Below are 18940 nucleotides of genomic sequence, written 5' to 3' on the forward strand. Positions count from 1 at the left end.
TCAGCTCTATACACCCACACCAACACCCTTCACCTCCTCACCCCCCCCCCCCACCCCTCACCTCCGCGGGCTCGCGGGTGCCCCACCGCCCCCCCCCCCAACACCCCGCGGGGGGGGTCTCTGGGCCCCCCCCCCCCCCGTTTCCGGGGCTATGTCTCAGGCGTTGCCGTTGAAAAGGCCGGTGACGGAACCATTTTCGAAGACCTCGCGGATGGTGCGGGCCAGCAGCGGCGCGATGGAGAGCACGGTCAGTTGCGGGAACTTCTTGTCCTCGCTGATCGGCAGCGTGTTGGTGACGACGACCTCTTTGGCGCCGCAGTTGGCGAGGCGCTCGGCGGCCGGATCGCTCAGCACGCCGTGCGTGGCGGCGATGACGACGTCGCCCGCGCCGGCCTCCTTGAGGACCTTGACCGCGCCCGCGATGGTGCCACCGGTGTCGATCATGTCGTCGATCAGGATGCAGGTGCGGCCCTCGACCTCACCGACGACCCGATTGGACTTGACCTGGTTGGGCACCAGCGGGTCGCGGGTCTTGTGGATGAACGCCAGCGGCGAGCCACCGAGCGAGTCGGCCCACTTCTCGGCGACGCGCACGCGACCGGAGTCGGGGGAGACCACGGTGATGTGCTCGAGGCTGTAGTTGTTGCGCACGTACTCGGCGAGCTGCAGCTGCGCGTGCATGTGATCGACGGGGCCGTCGAAGAAGCCCTGGATCTGATCGGTGTGCAGGTCGACGGTGATGATGCGGTCCGCGCCCGCGGTCTTCAGCAGGTCGGCGACCAGGCGGGCGGAGATGGGCTCACGGCCGCGGTGCTTCTTGTCCTGGCGGGCGTACGGGTAGAACGGCAGCACCGCGGTGATCCGCTTGGCCGAACCGCGCTTGAGCGCATCGATCATGATGAGCTGTTCCATGAGCCACTGGTTCAGCGGCGCCGGAAAGCTTTGCAGGACAAACGCATCGGATCCGCGGACCGACTCCTCGAAGCGGACGAAGATCTCGCCGTTGGCGAAGTCGCGCGCGGTTTGCGGGGTGACGTGCACGTCGAGCTCTTTGGCGACCTGCTCGGCCAGCTCAGGATGCGCGCGCCCAGAGAAGAGCATCAGGTTCTTCTGGTTGTCGGTCCATGACGCGGTCACTGCTGATTGCCATCCTTTTGCTCGATTGCCTGACTCGACATCTCGTTGGCCGCGATGGCTTCCGCCGCCGCGTGCGCCGCAGCAGTTCCGGGACGGTACCGCTGGACCCAGTTTTCGATATTGCGCTGTGGTCCACCTGACACCGCGAGAGCCCCCGGTGGAACGCTTCTGCGCAGTACAGTACCCGCCGCCGTATACGCGCCGTCACCCACGGTGACCGGTGCGACGAACATGGTGTCGCTTCCGGTGCGCACATGCGATCCGACAGTGGTGTGATGCTTCTTCACTCCGTCGTAATTCACGAAAACGCTCGACGCACCGATGTTGCTGTGCTCGCCGATGGTGGCATCGCCGACGTAGGTGAGGTGCGGGACTTTCGAATGTGCGCCGATCGTGGCGTTCTTGGTTTCGACGAATGCGCCGAGCTTGCCGGACTCCCCGACCACGGTGCCGGGTCGCAGGTAACTGAAGGGGCCGATATTCGCGCCCGGGCCGATCGTGGCCCGGTCGCCGTGGGTGCGCACCACGCGAGCGCCGACGCCGACGACCACATCGGTGAGGGTGGTGTCCGGTCCGATCTCGGCGTCCTCGCCGATGTCGGTGGCGCCGAGCAGCTGCACGCCCGGCCGGATCACCGCGTCCCTTGCGATCTTCACGTTCGCGTCGACCCAGGTGGTCGCGGGATCGACGATGGTCACCCCGGCCCGCATATGCCGCTCCACGATGTAGCGGTTGAGCGTGCGCGCGGCGTCCGACAGCTGCACCCGATCGTTGACCCCGGTGACCTTCGCCGCGTCGATCAGCCGGGCCCCGTGCACCGGATGCCCGGCTTCGCGGGCTAGTCGCAGTACGTCGGTGAGGTACAGCTCGTGCTGGGCATTGGCGGTGGACAGCCGGGCGATCGTGGTGCGAAGCACTGCGGCGTCGAAGGCGTACACACCGGAGTTGACCTCGTTGATCGCGCCCTGTTCCGGTGTGGCGTCGGCATGTTCGACGATCTCGGTGACCTGGCCGTTGGCATTGCGGACGATGCGGCCGTAGCCGTTCGGGTCGTCGGGCACGAAGGTCAGCACCGTGACCGCGGAGCGATCGGCATAGCTGCGGTGCTCATCGAGCAGCGCGGACAGGGTGTGCCCGTCGAGCAGCGGCACATCGGCGGAGGTGACGAGCAGGTCGCCGGTGAAATCTTCGGGCACCGCCTGCAACGCGCATTGCACGGCGTGCCCGGTGCCGAGTTGTTGTTCCTGGACGGTGGTAATGATCTCGCGGCCGAGATCGGTGGCGACGGCGCCGACCGCGGCGCCGACTTGCTCGCGGTCGTGTCCAACCACGGTGATGAGAAACGCGGGGTCGATCTCGTTAGCCGCATGCAGCGCGTGTGCGAGCATGCTTCGACCGGCGAGCGAATGCAGCACTTTAGGGGTCTTCGACCGCATTCGCGTCCCGGCACCAGCTGCGAGAACGACGACGGCGGTCTGCTGTGGCATGGATCTCCCTCGGCTGCCTGTCATCGTGCTGGCCAACGTGCGGGGCCAACGATAGGCCATCGTGCCGGTGAGCTCCGCCGCCAGGACTCGAACCTGAACTATCTGAACCAAAATCAGAGGTGCTGCCATTACACTACGGCGGATTATCACACCGGCGGATGGGTGAACCCGCCGCTGTGCTCGAGCACGATGAAGATCCTCGCATACTGTGGCGCTCTCGGGCGAATGCTCCCCGTCTCCACGCGTCATTTGCCGGTCGTCGGATGTTTGGTCCGGCGGCGGCACAGTGACGATCGATCGGCGCTGCCCGGGGTGACTCGTGGCGCGGTGGGGCTGTCTGGAACAGTTGTTGCCAACTTATGGTCGTGCGCAAGGGAGGCGGGAGCGATGACTTCGGGTGAGCCTCGCGTGCCCCGGCCACGGATGACGGGCACGCAGCGGCGTCAGCAGTTGATCGAGATCGGTCGCGCGCTGTTCGCCGAACGCGGGTACGACGCGACCTCGATCGAGGAGATCGCGCAACGGGCCCAGGTCTCCAAACCCGTGGTGTACGAACACTTCGGCGGCAAGGAAGGTCTGTACGCGGTCGTGGTCGACCGGGAGATGTCGATGCTGCTCGACATGATCACCTCGTCGCTGACCCAGAACCGATCGCGGATCCGGCTCGAGCAGGTCGCGCTAGCGCTGCTGACCTATATCGACGAGCGCACCGACGGCTTCCGAATCCTGCTCCGCGATCAGCCTGCGACGACCACCGACGGGCGCTACTCGAGCCTGCTCAACGAAGCGGTCAATCAGGTATCCCACATCCTCGCCGGGGATTTCGAGCGCAGAGGCTTCGACACCAGTCTCGCGCCGATGTACGCGCAGGCATTGGTCGGCATGGTTTCCACCGCGGCCACCTGGTGGCTGGATGAGCGCAAACCGTCGAAAGAGGTTGTCGCGGCACATCTGGTGAACCTCTGCTGGAATGGACTCAGCAACCTGGAAGCCGATCCGCAGTTGAGCTCGGAATGGCGCACTGACAAGGGTGATTGACACAGCCGGGGTTACCGGGATTGTCCGGTGCAAGACCGGGTTGGTAACCAGCAAATTGCGACGGAGGTCCGATCGAATGCTCGAATTGATTAGCGGGCGCCCACCTGGTGGTACGGTTCACGCATCCTCTGGGTGCTGTTCGGGCGGTAAGTCGGTCTTGTTCGTGATGTCGGTCTACTTCAGGATGGCTGGTTTTAGGGATGACAGGCGGATCTGATGGCTAGGCAAGCGCGCGCGGAGATCACCCGCGATTCCGTCCTTGCGGGCGCTGCCGATGTCTTTCTGCGCTTGGGATATGCGAATGCGAGCCTGAGCGAGATCATCGCGCAGTCGAACGTGACCAAGGGCGCCTTGTACTTTCACTTCGGTTCGAAGGAAGAACTAGCGCGCGCCGTGGTCGACCAGGGCAACGAGCGCCTGGTCAGTTCGTGCCAGGGTTTCTTCGATCCCCGGGTGCCCGCGCTCGAAGCGTGCATCGGGATCACCTACGTGGTCGCGGACCTATCGATGAACGACCCGATGGTCGGCGCGATGCTCAAGCTGACCCACCAGATCGGTGATTACCGCGGCGCCCAGGGCGACAACATCGCCAAGACCTGGGGCGACACCTACCGCGTGCTCTCCGAACGCGCCATCGCCCAAGGCGATCTGGAGCCCGAGCTCGATCCCGAGGTGATCGGGGTGCTGCTGCAGGAGATGACCGCGGGCGTGCACATCATCGCCGTCGGCACCGATTCGATCGATCAGATGGCCGCGCGGATGGAACGCATGTGGTTCTTCCTGCTGCCGTCGATCGTGCCGCCGGAGAAATTGTCATACTTCCGTGAGTTCGCCGCTCGTCGTCTCCGCCGCTACGTGCCGTGACATTGCCGCGTCGCCGCGGGTGTTCGCGGCCCCCAAGGCTCACGTCCGACCGGCCGATACTCGCGCCTGCGGCGCATTGTCTCGGCCGGTCGGACGCGAGCCGCCCGCGAACGGGCTCGTAAGACTCGCCTGTAGGGGTCAGGTCTGGTCACGGCCCAGGCTGTGTGGGGCCGGGTCGCCTGTCAGGGGGAGTGGCTAGACTCGGTTGGCCGTACTGAACCCCGCCTGAGCTCAGGAGTCCGCATGTCCACCCATCGTCCACCATTGGCGGGACTGGCCGCGGTGGCCGGTGCCGACGCCGCGCTGCGAACCGTCGCCGACCTGGTCGGGAAGTCGCCGGTCGAGTTGGTCGCGCCGTCCGCGGTGCGGCCGTTCGTGGCGGCGACGATCGCGGAGCGCAAGCCGTTGGTGGTGGTGACCGCGACCGGTCGTGAGGCCGACGACCTGACTGTCGAGCTCGAGGAGATTCTCGGCCCCGCCGTCGCGCAGTTCCCCTCCTGGGAGACGCTGCCGCACGAGCGGCTCTCGCCGGGGGCGGACACCGTCGGGCGCAGGCTTTCGGTGCTGCGACGGCTGGCGCATCCGCAGGACCCGACGTTCCCGGAGCCGCTGCGGGTGGTGGTGACCACGGTGCGGTCGCTGATGCAGCCGATGGCCGCCGGGCTCGGTGATATCGAGCCGGTGGTGCTGCGCGTGGGGGCCGAACTGGATTTCGACGAATTGCTCACGCGCCTGGTCGAATTCGCTTACACCAGAGTCGACATGGTGGGTAAGCGCGGCGAGTTCGCGGTGCGCGGCGGCATCCTCGATCTCTTCCCGCCGACCGCCGATCACCCGGTGCGCGTGGAGTTCTGGGGCGACGAGATCACCGAGTTGCGGCCGTTCGCCGTCGCCGACCAGCGATCGCTGCTCGACGTCGAGGTGGACCTCGTCGTCGCGCCGCCGTGTCGCGAACTGCTGCTGACCGCGGCGGTCCGGGATCGCGCCGCCGCGGTCGCCGTCGAGAACGCGGCCGACGCCGCGCTGGTCGAGATGCTGGAGAAGCTGGCCGAGGGCATCCCGGTCGAGGGCATGGAAGCACTGCTTCCGGTGCTGCAGCCCGGCGAGCTGCGGCTGCTCACCGAGGTGCTGCCGGACGGAACCCATCTGCTGTTGTGCGATCCGGAGAAGATCCGCACCCGCGCAGCCGATCTGGTGCGCACAGGCGAGGAATTTCTCGAAGCCTCCTGGACCGCGGCCTCGTTCGGCAGCGACGCGCCGCTGGGCGCACACGGTCTCGATCTCGCCGCGTCGGGCTATCGCGCACTGCCGGAAATCCACGACAGCGCGAACGCGCAGGGATTGCCCTGGTGGAGCCTGAGCCCGCTCACCTCCGGCGATCCCGCCGAGGTTGTGTTGCCGGTGCTGGCCGGTCCTGTGGCGCGCGGTTCCGACGAACTGGTGGCGACGATCTTCGCGTCACTGCGTGCGCACGTGGCGACCGGTGGCCGTGCCGTGGTCGTCGTCGCCGGACACGGTACGGCGCAACGCATTCTGGAGCGACTCGCTGACGCCGACGTGCCCGCCGCGGCGCTGGCGGCGGGCGCCGAACCGCCCGCGGGCGTGGTCGGGGTGCTGTGTGGTTCGCTGCACGACGGGATGGTGTTCGACGCCGCCGGACTGGTCGTCGTCGCCGAATCAGATCTCACCGGCAACCGGGTCACCGCACCGGGCGAGGGCAAGCGACTACCCGCGAAGCGGCGCAACCAGGTCGACCCGCTTGCGCTGAACGCGGGCGACATGGTGGTGCACGACCAGCACGGCATCGGCCGGTTCGTGGAGATGATCGAGCGGACCGTCGGTGGAGCGCGCCGCGAGTACCTGGTGATCGAATACGCGCCCGGCAAGCGGGGTCAGCCGGGCGACCGGCTGTTCGTGCCGATGGAATCCCTCGACCAGCTCTCCCGTTATGTCGGTGGGGAGATGCCGAGCCTGTCCAAGCTCGGTGGCTCCGACTGGTCGAATACGAAACGCAAGGCGCGCAAGGCCGTTCGTGAGATCGCCGGTGAACTGGTGCAGTTGTACGCGGCGCGCCAAGCCGCGCCCGGGCATGCGTTCGCGCCCGACAGTCCGTGGCAGAAGGAGATGGAGGACGCGTTCGCCTTCACCGAGACCGTCGACCAGATGACCGCCATCTCCGAGGTGAAGGCCGACATGGAGAAGCCGGTCCCGATGGACCGCGTGGTGTGCGGCGACGTCGGCTATGGCAAGACCGAGATCGCGGTGCGCGCCGCGTTCAAGGCGGTGCAGGACGGTAAACAGGTCGCGGTTCTGGTCCCGACAACGCTGCTCGCACAACAACATCTGCAGACCTTCGCCGAACGCGTCGCCGGCTTCCCCGTCACGGTGAAGGGACTGTCGCGCTTCACCGATCCGGCCGATTCGCGGGCCGTGCTCGAGGGCCTGGCCGACGGCAGCGTCGACATCGTGGTCGGCACGCACCGGCTCCTGCAGACCGGTGTGCGCTGGAAGGACCTCGGCCTGGTCGTCGTCGACGAGGAACAGCGTTTCGGTGTCGAGCACAAGGAACACATCAAAGCGCTGCGTACCCACGTCGATGTGCTGACCATGTCCGCGACGCCGATTCCGCGCACGCTGGAGATGAGCCTGGCGGGCATTCGCGAGATGTCCACCATCCTCACTCCGCCCGAGGAGCGCCATCCGGTGCTCACCTACGTCGGTGCGTACAACGACAAGCAGGTCACCGCCGCTGTCCGTCGCGAGCTGCTGCGCGATGGCCAGGTCTTCTACGTGCACAATCGGGTGTCCTCGATCGACAAGGCCGCCAAGCGGATTCGCGATCTGGTACCGGAGGCCAGGGTCGCGGTCGCGCATGGTCAGATGAACGAGGACGCGCTGGAAGGGACCGTGCAGGGTTTCTGGGAGCGGGAATTCGACGTGCTCGTCTGCACCACGATCATCGAGACCGGACTCGACATCTCCAATGCGAATACGCTGATCGTGGAACGCGGCGACTCCCTCGGCCTTTCGCAGCTGCACCAGCTGCGCGGCCGGGTCGGGCGCAGCCGTGAGCGCGGTTATGCCTACTTCCTGTACCCGCCGGAGAAGCCGCTCACCGAGATGGCCTACGACCGCCTCGCCACCATCGCGCAGAACTCCGATCTGGGCGCGGGCATGGCCGTGGCCATGAAGGACCTCGAAATCCGTGGCGCGGGAAACGTGCTCGGCGCCGAGCAGTCCGGTCACGTCGCGGGTGTCGGCTTCGATCTGTACGTGCGCCTGGTCGGGGAGGCCGTGGAGGCCTATCGCGCCGCCGCGGACGGCAAGCCGATCACTACCGAGGAGATCAAGGAGGTGCGCATCGATCTCCCCGTCGACGCGCACATCCCGCCCGACTACATCGCCAGCGATCGCCTCCGCTTGGAGGCCTACCGCAAACTCGCGGCCGCCCAGGATGATCCGGCCCTTGCCCTGGTGGTGGAGGAACTCGTCGACCGCTACGGCCCGCTGCCTGTCGAGGTCGGCCGGTTGGTCTCGGTGGCCAAGCTGCGCCTGCTGGCCCGCGAATACGGCGTGACCGAAATCGCGGTCACCGGAACCACTCTCAAGGTTGCGCCGCTGAACCTGCCGGACTCCAAGCAGATGCGTCTCAAGCGCATCTACCCGAGCGCGGGCTACCGGGCCGCCAGTGGCGTGGTCCAGCTGCCGCTGCCGAGGGTCGAGGACAGCGTCGGCGCCGACCGGGTCCGTGACGTGGTGCTGCTCCAGTTCGTCGCCGACTTGCTGCTGGCGCTGGACGGAAAAGCGCAGGGCGCGGTCGATCTCACCGTCGCCACCGAGGTTTCGGCGTCGCGATGACCGGATCCTCGGCATCGGAGGGTGCCGCCTCCGACACGGCCAGGCTCGCCGAGGGATTGGCCGCGGCGGTGGAGGTGATGGACCGGCTCTGGAACTTCGGCGGGTGGGAGGTCACCCAGACCCACGACTCGTTGCGTCCCTACCTGCTCGAGGAAACCTACGAACTCCTCGACGCCATCCAGCACAACGACGCCGAAACGATCAAGGAGGAACTCGGCGATCTGCTGCTGCAGGTGCTGTTCCACTCCCGGATCGCCGAGGCCGCAGGGGAATTCACGGTCGACGATGTCGCGGCGGCGCTGGTCGCCAAGCTCGTCAATCGCAGCCCGCACCTTGTCGATGCGCCCATCGACCCCGGCGCGACGGTCGCCGAGAAGATCGCGGCTCAGGAAAAAGCGTGGGAAGAGCGCAAATCGAGCGAAAAGTCCCGGCGTTCCTGCCTGGACGGCATCGCCATGGCGCAGCCCGCCCTCGCCCTCGCTGAAAAGATTCGCGAGCGCAGTGCCAAAGCCGGTCTACCGGACGATCTCGTTCCAGATGCCCTTCGCGCGGTGCGGCTGGGCGGCCCCGGCAGCGCCGAAGAACGGCTCCGCAAGGCGACTCTCGCGTTCGCGGCCGAGATTCGCGCCGCCGAGGACGCGGCCGAAGCGAGCCGTGGCGAACGCGCGCCGCTGTCGGCCTCGGACTGGCGCAAGCATTGGCCCGCTGCGGATTAGCCCGCGCTCGGGCCGCAGGGCTGCCTGATCGGGTTGACGGTCAACGAGATCGGCCTGCGGCGGGTTGACATGCGGCGGATTCAGGCGTGTGCCGAACCGAATTCGTATGACCTGCGCGGTTGCTTGATCCGCGGCAAATCCGCAGGTAGTCGGCAATTTTTAGCCCGCTTTCGGCGGGACTTGTTGTGAGATAGCTTGTCTACAAAGGCTTGTTATTGTTTCGTTATCATGAATCGGTGTGTCGATGCGCATAATCGGCGAATTGTGCAGCAATATTTCACGTCGGATCCACTGGACTTTCTATACATGTGTTTCGAAATCCTTTCGAGGCCTTGATGGAGTCCCGTTTTCGACCATCTGGGCCTCGATGTGAGCATCGGAGGACCGCATGAATGTCTCTATCCATCGAAAACGTTGGCAGGCGATAGCCGGTAGGACTGTTACCGGCGCTGCTGCGGGTATCGGCTGTCTGATGTTGACCGCCGCACCCACGGCAGCTCAACCGGGTTCGATTCCCGGTTCGGGCGCCATCGAAGCCCCGAACGGCCTCGTGAATCCGAGGGAAATGCCCGGCCGCACCGAGGTTCCTGGATTCGAATTCGCGCCGCTCACCGTCATTCCGGGAGACGAGCCGCAAAGTCTCGTCGATGCCGCCGAACTCGAGTCGCCCACTCCGCCAGGCGGTCACGATGTCAGTGAGCCCCGCGTGATTCCGGGAGTCGGGCACCCGTTCCTCCCCGACCTTCCCACCACGTTGCAGTCCTTGCTCGCCGGTGTGCCGGGAGTCGAGTTCCCCTTCCCGGCAGATTTTCCCGGCAGCACGCCGCCCGCGTCCCTACGGGCCGCGGCGCCGCAAACCACCAGTGGGCTCGCCGTCGACGGTGCGCGCTCCGAGCTCGGTTCGCAGTACGCCGGCGGCGGCGCGGGCCCGGATGCCTTCGGCGGCGCGGGGTTGATGCGATGGTCCTACGGCCCAGCGGGCGGAGAGGCGCCGCGCACCAGCTAGGACAACTCGGCTCGGGTACGCCGGTATCGGTCGACGAACTGGAGCGGGCGAGCTGGATGGCGCCCACTCCGGTCTGTGCGCGGGTGAGGGCACCATCATCCACGCCTCGACGTACCGCAGCGGCGTCGAGATCCCTCGCTGCCCCTGGCCGGCGCGCGCCGCTTCTGATCGGCAGTTTTGTCACCGAACCCACACCTCCCCGCAAGCATGTCGTCACCCTGCGTCGGGAAACCCGTCAGTGAGCCTTCGCTATCCTGGCGGTGGAACCCGAAGCCAATGGCGGGCAAACCGCCGGGGAGGACGTTCGGTCCGGTGCCCATCAGCAGAGTCGCGGAGCACCCGCGGCCGAATCATGTGTTGTTCCATTTCAGCGATACCCATCTGATCGCAGGCGACGGCGAACTGTACGGTGCCGTCGACGCTGAGCAGCGGTTACGCCAGCTGCTCGACCAGGCCGCCGCCAGTCATATCCGGCCGACCGCGCTCGTGTTCACCGGTGATCTCACCGACCAGGGTGAGCCCGCCGCCTACGACAAATTGCGCGCACTGGTCGAGCCGTTCGCGCGACGATTGCGCGCGCCCATCGTCTGGGTGACCGGCAATCACGACGATCGGGGCGCGCTGCGCCGGCGATTGCTCGGGGAGCGGGAGTCCACTGCGCCGCTCGACCGGGTGCACATGATCGACGGCCTGCGCATCGTCGCCCTCGACACGTCGGTGCCAGGCCACCACTACGGCGAGATCACCGACGACCAGCTCGCATGGTTGCGGTCGGTGCTCGCCGAGCCCGCCCCGTTCGGCACGATTCTGGCGATGCATCATCCGCCGGTGCCGTGTGTCATCGACCTGGCCGTCACCGTGGAACTGCGTGATCAGCGCAGGCTCGCCGATGTGCTCGATGGCAGCGATGTGCGCGCCATCTTGGCCGGGCATTTGCATTTTTCGACGAGCGCGACATTCGCGGGCATCCCGGTATCGGTGGCGTCGGCGACCTGCTATAGCCAGGATCTCGGTGTCGCGGCGGGCGGGCTGCGTGGTCGCGACGGGGCGCAATCGTTCAACTACGTCCACGTCTACCCCGACACGGTGGTCCATTCGGTGGTCTCCATCGATCGAGGACCGACCGTCGGGACCCCGTCGACGCCCGAGGAAGCCGCGCGCACGCTGGCGGCCGAGGGCATCGTGATCCCGCCCGCCACCCGCATTCCACGGGTTATGCGGCGCCAGGCGCAGACTCCGAAATCTGATGACGAGGCGGTGCACTGACGCGCTCCCACGGCGCCCGGTCGGGGAAATAGCCGGACAGGAATTCCGAGACCGCGCGGACCCGTTCGGCCTCGGTGATCTCGGGAAAGCTTCCGTCGTTGAGGCAGAAGAAATCGACATCGCGCTGCGCGGCGAGTCCGTTGAGCAGCGCGAGCCCGGTCCGGCTCGTGGTGTCGACGTAGCGCATCCGCGCCGACTCCTGCGGCACCGCGCGTCCGGAGAACAACGCGTAGTAGTGATAGAGCGAGTTGGTCACCGAAATATCGGTGGCAGACCGGAATCGGCTCGTCCGCGTCCGCGCGAAATCCCCCGAGAATTCGTCCTCCATTTCCAGCAGCACGCTGCGGCGCAACGGCACCGGCGTGTGTTCGAGATGCCGGGTGATGACATGGCCGAACCGTGCGGCGAGCAACTCGCGGTTCACCCGCGCCGCATTCTCGAAACCGCTGCGGCGCTCGTTGTTTCGGCCGGGGCCGATTCTGGTATCGGCCTCGATGAACCGGCTCACCCCGGCCGGGGTGAAGAACATCGATGGGCGCACCGGCCGGGCGAAGAACATGTCGTCGTTGGAGTACAGGAAGTGCTCGCTGAGCCCCTCGATGTGCTGCAACTGGCATTCCACCGCATGGGAATTGAAGGTCGGCAGCCCACTGGTGTCGCTGAAGTGGTCGACCGCACGCACGACGGTCACCTTCGGGTGCGCGCCGAGCCAGTCCGGCACCGCGGAATCGGTCGCGATGAAGATGCGCCGGATCCACGGCGCGTTCTTGTCCACTGACCGCAGTGCGTATTTCAGTTCGTCGATCTGCCGGATGCGCGCGTCGGCGTCGTCGCCTTCACCGACGACGACCTGCGCGAGCATGCCTGCGCGGCGGGCGCGGAACTCCGGGTCGGAGCCGTCCACCCAGGAGAAGACGATGTCGATATCGAAGGCGACATCCGTCGGCTGCGGTGCGAACATGTCCACCAGCGTCGGCCAGCCGCGTTCGAACAGACGCACCGTGGTCTGCTCGACATCGGCGAGGTCGAAAACCATGCGCGTCAACGCGTTCGGTCGTGGGCATTCGACGGTGTCACCGTGGTACTGCCACAGCTCCAGATCGACATGGTGTGCCTGGTCCGCGTCGCGGCCGAGCCGTATTACGTTGTGTTGCACTTCTTTACAGGAAAAACCCGAGGTGATCGCGGTCGCGATCACGCGCTGCAGCATCGCTCGGTGCGCCGCGTCGGCGGCGAGCACGAGCCGATGTCCGCAGTCGCGTACGAGCAGGAACGGCACCTCCGCGGCCGCGAGTTCCGCTCGCAGATATCCCAGGTCGCCGATCAACGTCGTCGATACGACGAGATTCCCGGCCGTCGGCCGGAGCACCATCTCCACGGCCCTTGGATCCACTGCCCCCATATCCACCATTTCCGTCTCCACATCTGTCCGCATATCGAAAGGTCCGCAGACGCCGCGCGCCGGGACTTCGCCAGATGCCGCATCGAAACCGGGTGCATCACCCGAGCGGTCGGCCCGCCGACGCGGGAACGTCGACAGGGGTACCGCGTCCGATGCGGCCGCAGTCAGAAATTGGGGACAGTGCCGTAGCGGAGGAGGAACGTATTGACGGCACGATATCCAAACGATCGGTAAACCATTCGTTCTCACCTCTCTTACGGCGGGACGCCATGGCGTCGTGGGAAGTGCTGCGGCGTGCGCACGGTGAGTCGAGGCGAGCGCGAACGGGGAACAGCACGCTTGGCCGGACAATCATCGGCCGGCGAAAAAGGGAGAAGCCCCAGATGAACAGGGCGTTGCTAGAAAATGATGCATCCATGGCGACCTGCCGTCAATCCGGACACACTGCCCTGTCGATGCCACTGCGCCGCCTCGGGCCGCCGAGCGGGCACGTAGCTGAGTTAGGATAGCCTCACCATATCCCGCGGAGAGGAGCGACCCGGTGCGCGTCGTCATTCTGTTCGGATCCGAGATGGGCACGGCGGAAACCGCCGCCGACAGCATCGCGGACGTCATATCCGCCGCCCACGACGCCTCGGTATACGACATGTTCGATGTCGATGTCGACGATCTCGATGTCCGGGATTTCCACGTCCTGGTGTGCTCCACCTACGGCGACGGTGATCTGCCGACCGGAGCGGAACCCTTCTTCGACGCCCTCGATGCGCGCAGTCCCGATCTGAGCGGACTGCGCTTCGCCGTATTCGGTCTCGGTGATTCCGTCTACGGTGACACATTCAACCGCGGCGGCGAGATCATCGCCGAGAAGTTCCGTTGGTGCGGCGCGACCCAAGTGGGTGAGCACGGGCGCCACGACGCGTCGTCCGAGGTTCGCGCCGAGGACATGGCTCGCGACTGGGCTCGCGCACTCCTCGACTCAACCAAGGCTGTCCTGACCTCGGCCTGATAGTCAGCTGGGCAGTTCGGACAAAGGTGGCAGCGCCAGCGGACAAGGGGCGCAGCACCTTAGACTGCTATCAGCGCGGCACAGCCCGTCGCGCGCGACGATCCATGAGGTGACGAAGATGGCAGCCGGAGCGAGCCCTGCGCAACGTCAAGACCACTCGACCGATGATCACCCCGAACTGGACGTGTTACCCGAATGGCCGAAGGAAACGATCGCGGTACTCGTCACCACCGACCCGGCGCCGCACGCGATTCCGGTGTCCTGGCCTGTCCGTGCCGGTGACCGGCGCATCCTGCTCACCCTGAAATCCGATCGCGGTTCGCTGGCCCGGCTGCGGGAGCGCTCCGATGTCGCGCTGCTGATCCTCGGCGGCGGCAACGTCGCACTGTGTGCGCGGGGCAAGGCGCAAGTGATCCCCGAGGACCTGCCCGGCGCGCCCGATTATGTGGCGGTTCGGATCGATGTGGAGGTGATCGACGATCATCGGCAGTCGGCATTCGAGGTGGCCGACGGCATTCAGCGCAAGGTGCTCGACTCGAGCGAGTTACGTGCGCTGGAAGGCCGTGTGACGACGCTGCGTACCTGGGCCGAAAACCAGAACTGAACCCGCGCAGCACTTCTGGTACCGAATAATAATCGTGGAGAAAGGCGGCGCGAACGCGCCGAGCGGAAGGGGATCATGAGCGTCACATTGGCCAAAGGCGGAAATGTTTCGCTGTCCAAGCAGGCACCGAACCTCACCAAGGTGACGGTCGGGCTCGGCTGGGACGTCCGCACCACCACCGGGGCCGACTACGACCTCGATGCGAGCGCGCTCGCCACCGGGCCGAGCCTGAAAGTGCTGTCGGATCAGCATTTCATTTTCTACAACAACCTTCGCTCGCCCGAGGGCACCATCGAACACACCGGTGACAACCTCACGGGTGAGGGCGAGGGCGACGACGAGACGATCGTGGTGGACCTGGCCGCGACTCCACAGACCATCACCAACATCTTCTTCCCCGTGTCGATCCACGATGCCGACGCGCGCGCCCAGTCCTTCGGGCAGATCCGCAATGCGTACATCCGGGTCATCGACCAGAACACCGGCGCCGAACTGGCCCGCTACGACCTGACCGAGGACGCCTCCACCGAGACCGCGATGGTGTTCGGTGAGCTGTATCGGTACGGCAACGAGTGGAAGTTCCGTGCCATCGGCCAGGGTTACGCGTCCGGGCTCGCCGGAATCGCGCGCGACTACGGCGTCAACATCTGATTCACCCGGGCTGAGCGGGACTCAGCCCGGGCTGGGCAGACTTTCCGGCAGCAGGTGCGGGTGCGCGCGTTCCTTCGCGTCGAGCAGCGTGAAGTAGCGACGCACCATGAGTGCGGCGGTGGTGGCCAGGCCCGCGGTGAGGCCCCACCACACGCCCGCGGCGCCCAGGCCGACGGGGAAAGCCAGCAGCAGGGCGGTCGGCAGGCCGACCAGCCAGTATCCGACCAACGAGAGACGGAAGCCCGCGTTGGTCTCTTTCAGGCCGCGCAGCAGTCCGGTGCCGATGTTCTGTGCGGCGTCGAAGAACTGGAGCACGATGCCGATCAGCAGCAGGGTGCGGGCCAGCTCGATGGTCGCGGTGTCGCCCGGTTCGAGGAACGGGCGGAGCACCATATCCGGCGCCACGATGTAGACCGAGCCGGTCACCGCGGCGACCACGGCGACATGGCGCAGCGCCAACCAGGCCAACGCGCGGGCGTGGCTGTATTCGTCGCGCGCGACCGCATGGCTGACCAGGATCGAGGCACCGTGCGACAGGCCGATCGCGACCTGGAACACGATGTAGATGATTTGGTAGACGACATTGTGCGCCGCGAGCGCCGCCGGGCCGATACTGCCCATCACCAGCGCGAGCACCGAGAACATGCCCGCTTCCGAGCCGTAGGTGAGCGCGATCGGCAAGCCCAGTTTCAGCTCGGAGGTGATCGTCGACCGGTGCACCGGCCACGGCCGGATCGCCAGGGTGGCGCCGAGTTCCGCGTCGTGGTGCACCATCGCCCAGAAGACGCCGAAGGTGATCAGGAAGACCAGCGAGGTGGCGATGCCGATGCCGGTGAGGCCGAGCGCGGGCAGCCCGGCCCAGCCGTGGATGAAGGCAAGCGCCAGCACGAGGTTCAGTGCGACGGAGCCGAGCGTCACCAGCAGCAGCGCCTGCGGGCGCTGCATACCGACGGTGTATTGGCGCAATACCTGGAACCAGAGGCAGGGCAGCAGGCCCGGCGCGAGCGCGACCATCAGCGGCCGCGCATCGGCGAGCACTCCCGCGTCCTGGCCCAGCCACCGCAATGCCCAGCCGAGGCCGATCAGCACTGCGCCACCCAGGATCCCGGCCACCGTCGCGATCAGGAAGCTGGACCGCACCAGCGCGCGGACCTCGCGGTCGGCGGATTCGCCGCGCTTGCCCGCCGCGCTCACCGCGCTCGCGATCTGATTGCCGGTCGCGGTGATCAGCCCGACGCACATGGTGCGAATCTGGTTGAACAGCACGATCGCGAGACCGCCCGCCGCGACCTCACGCACACCGAGGGTTCCCATCAGCACGATGTTGGTGGTGGACACCGCGATCTGAGCCAACTGCGTCAACGCGATCGGCGTCGCGAGCGCGGTCAGCCGCCGACTGTCGGCCCGGTAGTCCGACAGATTCACTGCGACGTCTCCGCAGGCGGCGCGCCCGGCAGGGAAATAGCGTTCATCGCGCCTCCACGAGCTCGGCGGGTCGGGCGGTGGGGGAGTAACGGTCCAGCATCTCCAAGACCTCGCGTTCGGTGGCGGTGTCGAGCAGGTCGCGGTCCTTCATCCAGTCGTCGTCGAAAACGGTGTCCAGGTACTTTTCGCCACCGTCACAGACGATGGTGACCACGGTCGAGCCGGGCGGGAATTCCGCCAGCCTGGTGAGCGCGGCGTGCACCGAGCCGCCCGCGGAGCCGCCGATCATCAGGCCGAGCTTGGCCGCGATCGCGCGGGCGGTGGCGAACGCCGCCGTATCGGAGACCTTCACGCCCTCATCGAGCAAGGAGTAGTCGACGGCGGTGCCGATGGTCGCGCCGGGCGGCGTGCCGGTGCCCGACTGCCAGTACGGCCCGCCGGGGCCGCCGAAGGCGATGGAACCTACCGGCTCGACACCGATCACCCGCGGCGTGCAGCCGAGCTGGCGCAGCCGGGTCGCGGTGCCGAACAGCGAACCGCCGGTGCCCACCGCGGACAGCAGGATGTCGACCCGCTCGACGTCCTCCAGCAATTCCTCGGCCACCGCGTAGTAACCGACCGCGTTGGCGTCGTTGTTGTGCTGTTCGGTGAAATACGCGTCGGAAAGTCCGGCGGCCATCGCCTCCGCGAGGTCCTCTCGCGCCGAGGTCGCCAGGTTGTCGTCGTCCTCGTCGGCGACGAATACCAATTCAGCTCCCATTGCCCGCATAGCGCGCAGTTTGTCCTTACATGCGTGGTGGTCGACTACAGCGGTGAAGCGATACCCACGTTCTGCAGCAACTACCGCCAGGCCGAGCCCGGTGTTCCCGGATGTGGATTCGATGATATGCCCGCCATCGGCCAGCAACCCCCTCTGCTCGGCATCGAGCACCATCGCGCGCGCCATGCGGATCTTCGCGGCGCCCGTCGGGTTGAACTGCTCGAGCTTGAGCAGCAGCCGGGTGCCGGTCGCAGTGGTCGCCAGTTCGAACAGGGGGGTGCGACCGATCAGATCCGTCACGCGCGTGACGAGCGGCATGGGTGTCTCCATCGTTCGGGGCCAGGGTGAAAGGGTCCGGTTATCCGGCGTCGAGCATCCAGCGCAATCGGTCGCCGGGTGCTTCGTGCAGCACCGCCTTCGGCGGTACGGGTAGTTCGTGAAAAGCCGACTCGTTCGAATCCATTTGGTAGCCGGCGGTATTCGGGTAGATCAGCAGGTCGCCGACCGTCGCGGGCCTCGGCAGCGGGATGCGCCGCCAACTGAGCATGTCGGATTCCAGGCAGGTCGCCGCGCCGACGCAGGTCGGTGTGGGTGTGCCACCGGGGCGCGGCGGCCACAAGACCGGGTCCGGAAGGTATTCGCTGTCGAACCACTGCTCGGACAGGCTCAGGCTGCTGCCGTCGACGGTGAGCAGGTGGTACGGCTGCCCGTCCGCATGGCGGGTTTTGCTGCCCTGCACCCGGAAGACGGTGCAGCCTGCGTGGTCGAGCAGGGCCCGGCCCGGTTCGACGGCGAGGCGGATGCCGTTGTCGCGCAGGCGCCCTGCCAAGCCGCGGTGGTCCAGGATGGCGGTCAGCATGGCCGGGCCAGGGGCGCGGAAGTGGTAGGGGTAGTACGAACCGAAGGACTTGCCCGCATGGAACCACCGCGTGTCGGCGGCGGCGGTGAACTCGGCCCATGCCGACGCCGGGACATAGTCGACACCGAATCCGCCGCCGATGGAGATGGTCGTCACCGGATGTCCGAGCGTCCGGGCGTCCCGGCACCGATCGATCAGCGCGTGCGCCTGCTCCGCGCGCGCGACGGCGTCGTAGCCCGACAGGTGGAAACTGAAGCCCGCCAACCGGATCGACTCGTGGCCGACCGTTCCGGAGGAGCCGATGAGCGACAGCGCCCGGTCCAACTCGCCGTCGGTCATCCCGAATCTGCTCGTCGATGTGGCGGGCAGGACGCGAAGCATTACCTCGGCGGGCGCGGCCACGGTGGCGATCGCGGCGAGCCGGTCGAGTTCGTCGAGGCTGTCCAGCGCGATCAGCGCGCCGTGCCGGACCGCGAGCCACAGCAGGTCATCGGATTTGGCCGGGCCGGTCACCATCAACTCGTGCCCGCGAACACCCTGTGCCAGTGCGGAAGTCAGCTCGCCGATGCTGGAGACATCGACGCCCGCACCCTGCGTCGCGCAGGCCCGCGCGACGCAGGCGGCCTTATTGGCCTTCTTTCCGTAATAGACGACCCCCTCGACGCCCGCCTGCTCGAACGCGGCATGGAATCGGTCGATATTCCGCGCGACCCGCTGGGGATACATGAGATGGAACGGCCCGCCGATCGCGAAGGCGATATCGCCGAGCAGATTCGGATCGTCGTACACCCGCCGCTCCCACTCGTCGGTGAGCGCGGGCATCGGTGCCGCGTGGATCTGCCGCGACTCGTGGCTCGGCGC

General features: G+C 66.7%; 15 protein-coding genes and 1 tRNA gene. 9 read left to right on the forward strand and 7 right to left on the reverse strand.

The features are described 5' to 3' along the window. Window positions 1–156: 156 nt before the first annotated feature. From ACFU4Z_RS23155 to ACFU4Z_RS23165, 3 genes are all read right to left on the reverse strand, one after another. Window positions 157–1137 carry a ribose-phosphate diphosphokinase gene (locus tag ACFU4Z_RS23155; RefSeq protein WP_366526999.1) on the reverse strand — a complete coding sequence of 327 codons (981 nt, stop codon included), beginning with the start codon at window positions 1135–1137 and terminating at the stop codon, window positions 157–159. Then, window positions 1134–2624, reverse strand: a complete 1491-nt coding sequence (gene glmU, locus ACFU4Z_RS23160) for a bifunctional UDP-N-acetylglucosamine diphosphorylase/glucosamine-1-phosphate N-acetyltransferase GlmU (RefSeq protein WP_379066319.1) — start codon at window positions 2622–2624, stop codon at window positions 1134–1136. The genes ACFU4Z_RS23155 and glmU overlap by 4 nt, the downstream gene beginning before the upstream one ends. A 72-nt stretch (window positions 2625–2696) precedes the next feature. Next, window positions 2697–2767: transfer RNA gene (locus tag ACFU4Z_RS23165), tRNA-Gln, on the reverse strand. A 280-nt stretch (window positions 2768–3047) separates the two neighbouring features. Between ACFU4Z_RS23165 and ACFU4Z_RS23170 the strand changes: the two genes are divergently transcribed. The 6 genes from ACFU4Z_RS23170 (at window position 3048) to ACFU4Z_RS23195 (ending at window position 11372) form a co-directional block, all read left to right on the forward strand. Further along, window positions 3048–3662: a TetR/AcrR family transcriptional regulator gene (locus ACFU4Z_RS23170; RefSeq protein WP_366527098.1), complete on the forward strand. Its 615-nt coding sequence runs from the start codon at window positions 3048–3050 to the stop codon at window positions 3660–3662. Between the two features lie 216 nt (window positions 3663–3878). Beyond that, on the forward strand, window positions 3879–4526 hold the full coding sequence (locus ACFU4Z_RS23175; RefSeq protein ID WP_379066321.1) for a TetR family transcriptional regulator: 648 nt from the start codon (window positions 3879–3881) through the stop codon (window positions 4524–4526). A gap of 243 nt (window positions 4527–4769) precedes the next feature. After that, window positions 4770–8384 (forward strand): transcription-repair coupling factor, encoded by a 3615-nt coding sequence (mfd, locus tag ACFU4Z_RS23180; RefSeq protein WP_379066323.1) that lies wholly within the window; start codon window positions 4770–4772, stop codon window positions 8382–8384. Beyond that, entirely contained in the window at window positions 8381–9100 is a 720-nt protein-coding gene (locus ACFU4Z_RS23185; protein WP_379066325.1) for a MazG family protein, read from the forward strand. Before mfd ends, ACFU4Z_RS23185 begins: the two co-directional genes overlap by 4 nt. Before the next feature lie 388 nt (window positions 9101–9488). Then, window positions 9489–10106 carry a hypothetical protein gene (locus ACFU4Z_RS23190; RefSeq protein WP_379066327.1) on the forward strand — a complete coding sequence of 206 codons (618 nt, stop codon included), beginning with the start codon at window positions 9489–9491 and terminating at the stop codon, window positions 10104–10106. A 276-nt stretch (window positions 10107–10382) separates the two neighbouring features. Then, complete coding sequence (locus ACFU4Z_RS23195) at window positions 10383–11372, forward strand: phosphodiesterase (protein WP_379066329.1); 990 nt, start codon at window positions 10383–10385, stop codon at window positions 11370–11372. Here the strand turns inward: ACFU4Z_RS23195 and ACFU4Z_RS23200 are convergent. Next, entirely contained in the window at window positions 11320–12744 is a 1425-nt protein-coding gene (locus ACFU4Z_RS23200; RefSeq protein ID WP_379066537.1) for a stealth family protein, read from the reverse strand. The two genes, ACFU4Z_RS23195 and ACFU4Z_RS23200, sit on opposite strands and share 53 nt — an antisense overlap. A 571-nt stretch (window positions 12745–13315) precedes the next feature. Between ACFU4Z_RS23200 and ACFU4Z_RS23205 the strand changes: the two genes are divergently transcribed. The 3 genes from ACFU4Z_RS23205 to ACFU4Z_RS23215 all read left to right on the forward strand — a co-directional run bounded on the left by ACFU4Z_RS23205 (window position 13316) and on the right by ACFU4Z_RS23215 (window position 15035). Next, complete coding sequence (locus ACFU4Z_RS23205) at window positions 13316–13780, forward strand: flavodoxin domain-containing protein (protein WP_379066331.1); 465 nt, start codon at window positions 13316–13318, stop codon at window positions 13778–13780. Window positions 13781–13898: 118 nt separating this feature from the next. Then, window positions 13899–14384 (forward strand): hypothetical protein, encoded by a 486-nt coding sequence (locus tag ACFU4Z_RS23210; RefSeq protein ID WP_379066539.1) that lies wholly within the window; start codon window positions 13899–13901, stop codon window positions 14382–14384. Window positions 14385–14459: 75 nt separating this feature from the next. Further along, window positions 14460–15035 carry a TerD family protein gene (locus ACFU4Z_RS23215; protein WP_379066334.1) on the forward strand — a complete coding sequence of 192 codons (576 nt, stop codon included), beginning with the start codon at window positions 14460–14462 and terminating at the stop codon, window positions 15033–15035. 21 nt (window positions 15036–15056) lie between these two features. Here the strand turns inward: ACFU4Z_RS23215 and ACFU4Z_RS23220 are convergent, their stop codons facing one another. Genes ACFU4Z_RS23220 through ACFU4Z_RS23230 form a run of 3 tightly spaced genes read right to left on the reverse strand, consistent with a single transcriptional unit; the run spans window position 15057 to window position 18901 of the window. After that, on the reverse strand, window positions 15057–16460 hold the full coding sequence (locus ACFU4Z_RS23220) for an MATE family efflux transporter (RefSeq protein WP_379066336.1): 1404 nt from the start codon (window positions 16458–16460) through the stop codon (window positions 15057–15059). A 43-nt stretch (window positions 16461–16503) separates the two neighbouring features. Continuing rightward, on the reverse strand, window positions 16504–17538 hold the full coding sequence (locus ACFU4Z_RS23225; protein WP_379066338.1) for a PLP-dependent cysteine synthase family protein: 1035 nt from the start codon (window positions 17536–17538) through the stop codon (window positions 16504–16506). A gap of 40 nt (window positions 17539–17578) precedes the next feature. After that, entirely contained in the window at window positions 17579–18901 is a 1323-nt protein-coding gene (locus ACFU4Z_RS23230) for a Y4yA family PLP-dependent enzyme (RefSeq protein ID WP_379066541.1), read from the reverse strand. Between the last annotated feature and the right edge of the window lie 39 nt (window positions 18902–18940).

The organism is Nocardia sp. NPDC057440, from assembly GCF_042802915.1.
In the GTDB taxonomy this organism is placed as follows: Bacteria; Actinomycetota; Actinomycetes; order Mycobacteriales; family Mycobacteriaceae; genus Nocardia.

Bases quoted from the DNA above. Each gene is read 5' to 3' on its own strand.
- glmU (WP_379066319.1), bottom strand. From the start codon at position 2,624: ATGCCACAGCAGACCGCCGTCGTCGTTCTCGCAGCTGGTGCCGGGACG.
- ACFU4Z_RS23225 (WP_379066338.1), bottom strand. From the start codon at position 17,538: ATGCCGCTCGTCACGCGCGTGACGGATCTGATCGGTCGCACCCCCCTG.
- ACFU4Z_RS23200 (WP_379066537.1), bottom strand. From the start codon at position 12,744: ATGGTGCTCCGGCCGACGGCCGGGAATCTCGTCGTATCGACGACGTTG.
- ACFU4Z_RS23210 (WP_379066539.1), top strand. From the start codon at position 13,899: ATGGCAGCCGGAGCGAGCCCTGCGCAACGTCAAGACCACTCGACCGAT.
- ACFU4Z_RS23185 (WP_379066325.1), top strand. From the start codon at position 8,381: ATGACCGGATCCTCGGCATCGGAGGGTGCCGCCTCCGACACGGCCAGG.
- ACFU4Z_RS23190 (WP_379066327.1), top strand. From the start codon at position 9,489: ATGAATGTCTCTATCCATCGAAAACGTTGGCAGGCGATAGCCGGTAGG.
- ACFU4Z_RS23215 (WP_379066334.1), top strand. From the start codon at position 14,460: ATGAGCGTCACATTGGCCAAAGGCGGAAATGTTTCGCTGTCCAAGCAG.
- ACFU4Z_RS23230 (WP_379066541.1), bottom strand. From the start codon at position 18,901: ATGCCCGCGCTCACCGACGAGTGGGAGCGGCGGGTGTACGACGATCCG.
- ACFU4Z_RS23170 (WP_366527098.1), top strand. From the start codon at position 3,048: ATGACGGGCACGCAGCGGCGTCAGCAGTTGATCGAGATCGGTCGCGCG.
- mfd (WP_379066323.1), top strand. From the start codon at position 4,770: ATGTCCACCCATCGTCCACCATTGGCGGGACTGGCCGCGGTGGCCGGT.
- ACFU4Z_RS23195 (WP_379066329.1), top strand. From the start codon at position 10,383: ATGGCGGGCAAACCGCCGGGGAGGACGTTCGGTCCGGTGCCCATCAGC.
- ACFU4Z_RS23175 (WP_379066321.1), top strand. From the start codon at position 3,879: ATGGCTAGGCAAGCGCGCGCGGAGATCACCCGCGATTCCGTCCTTGCG.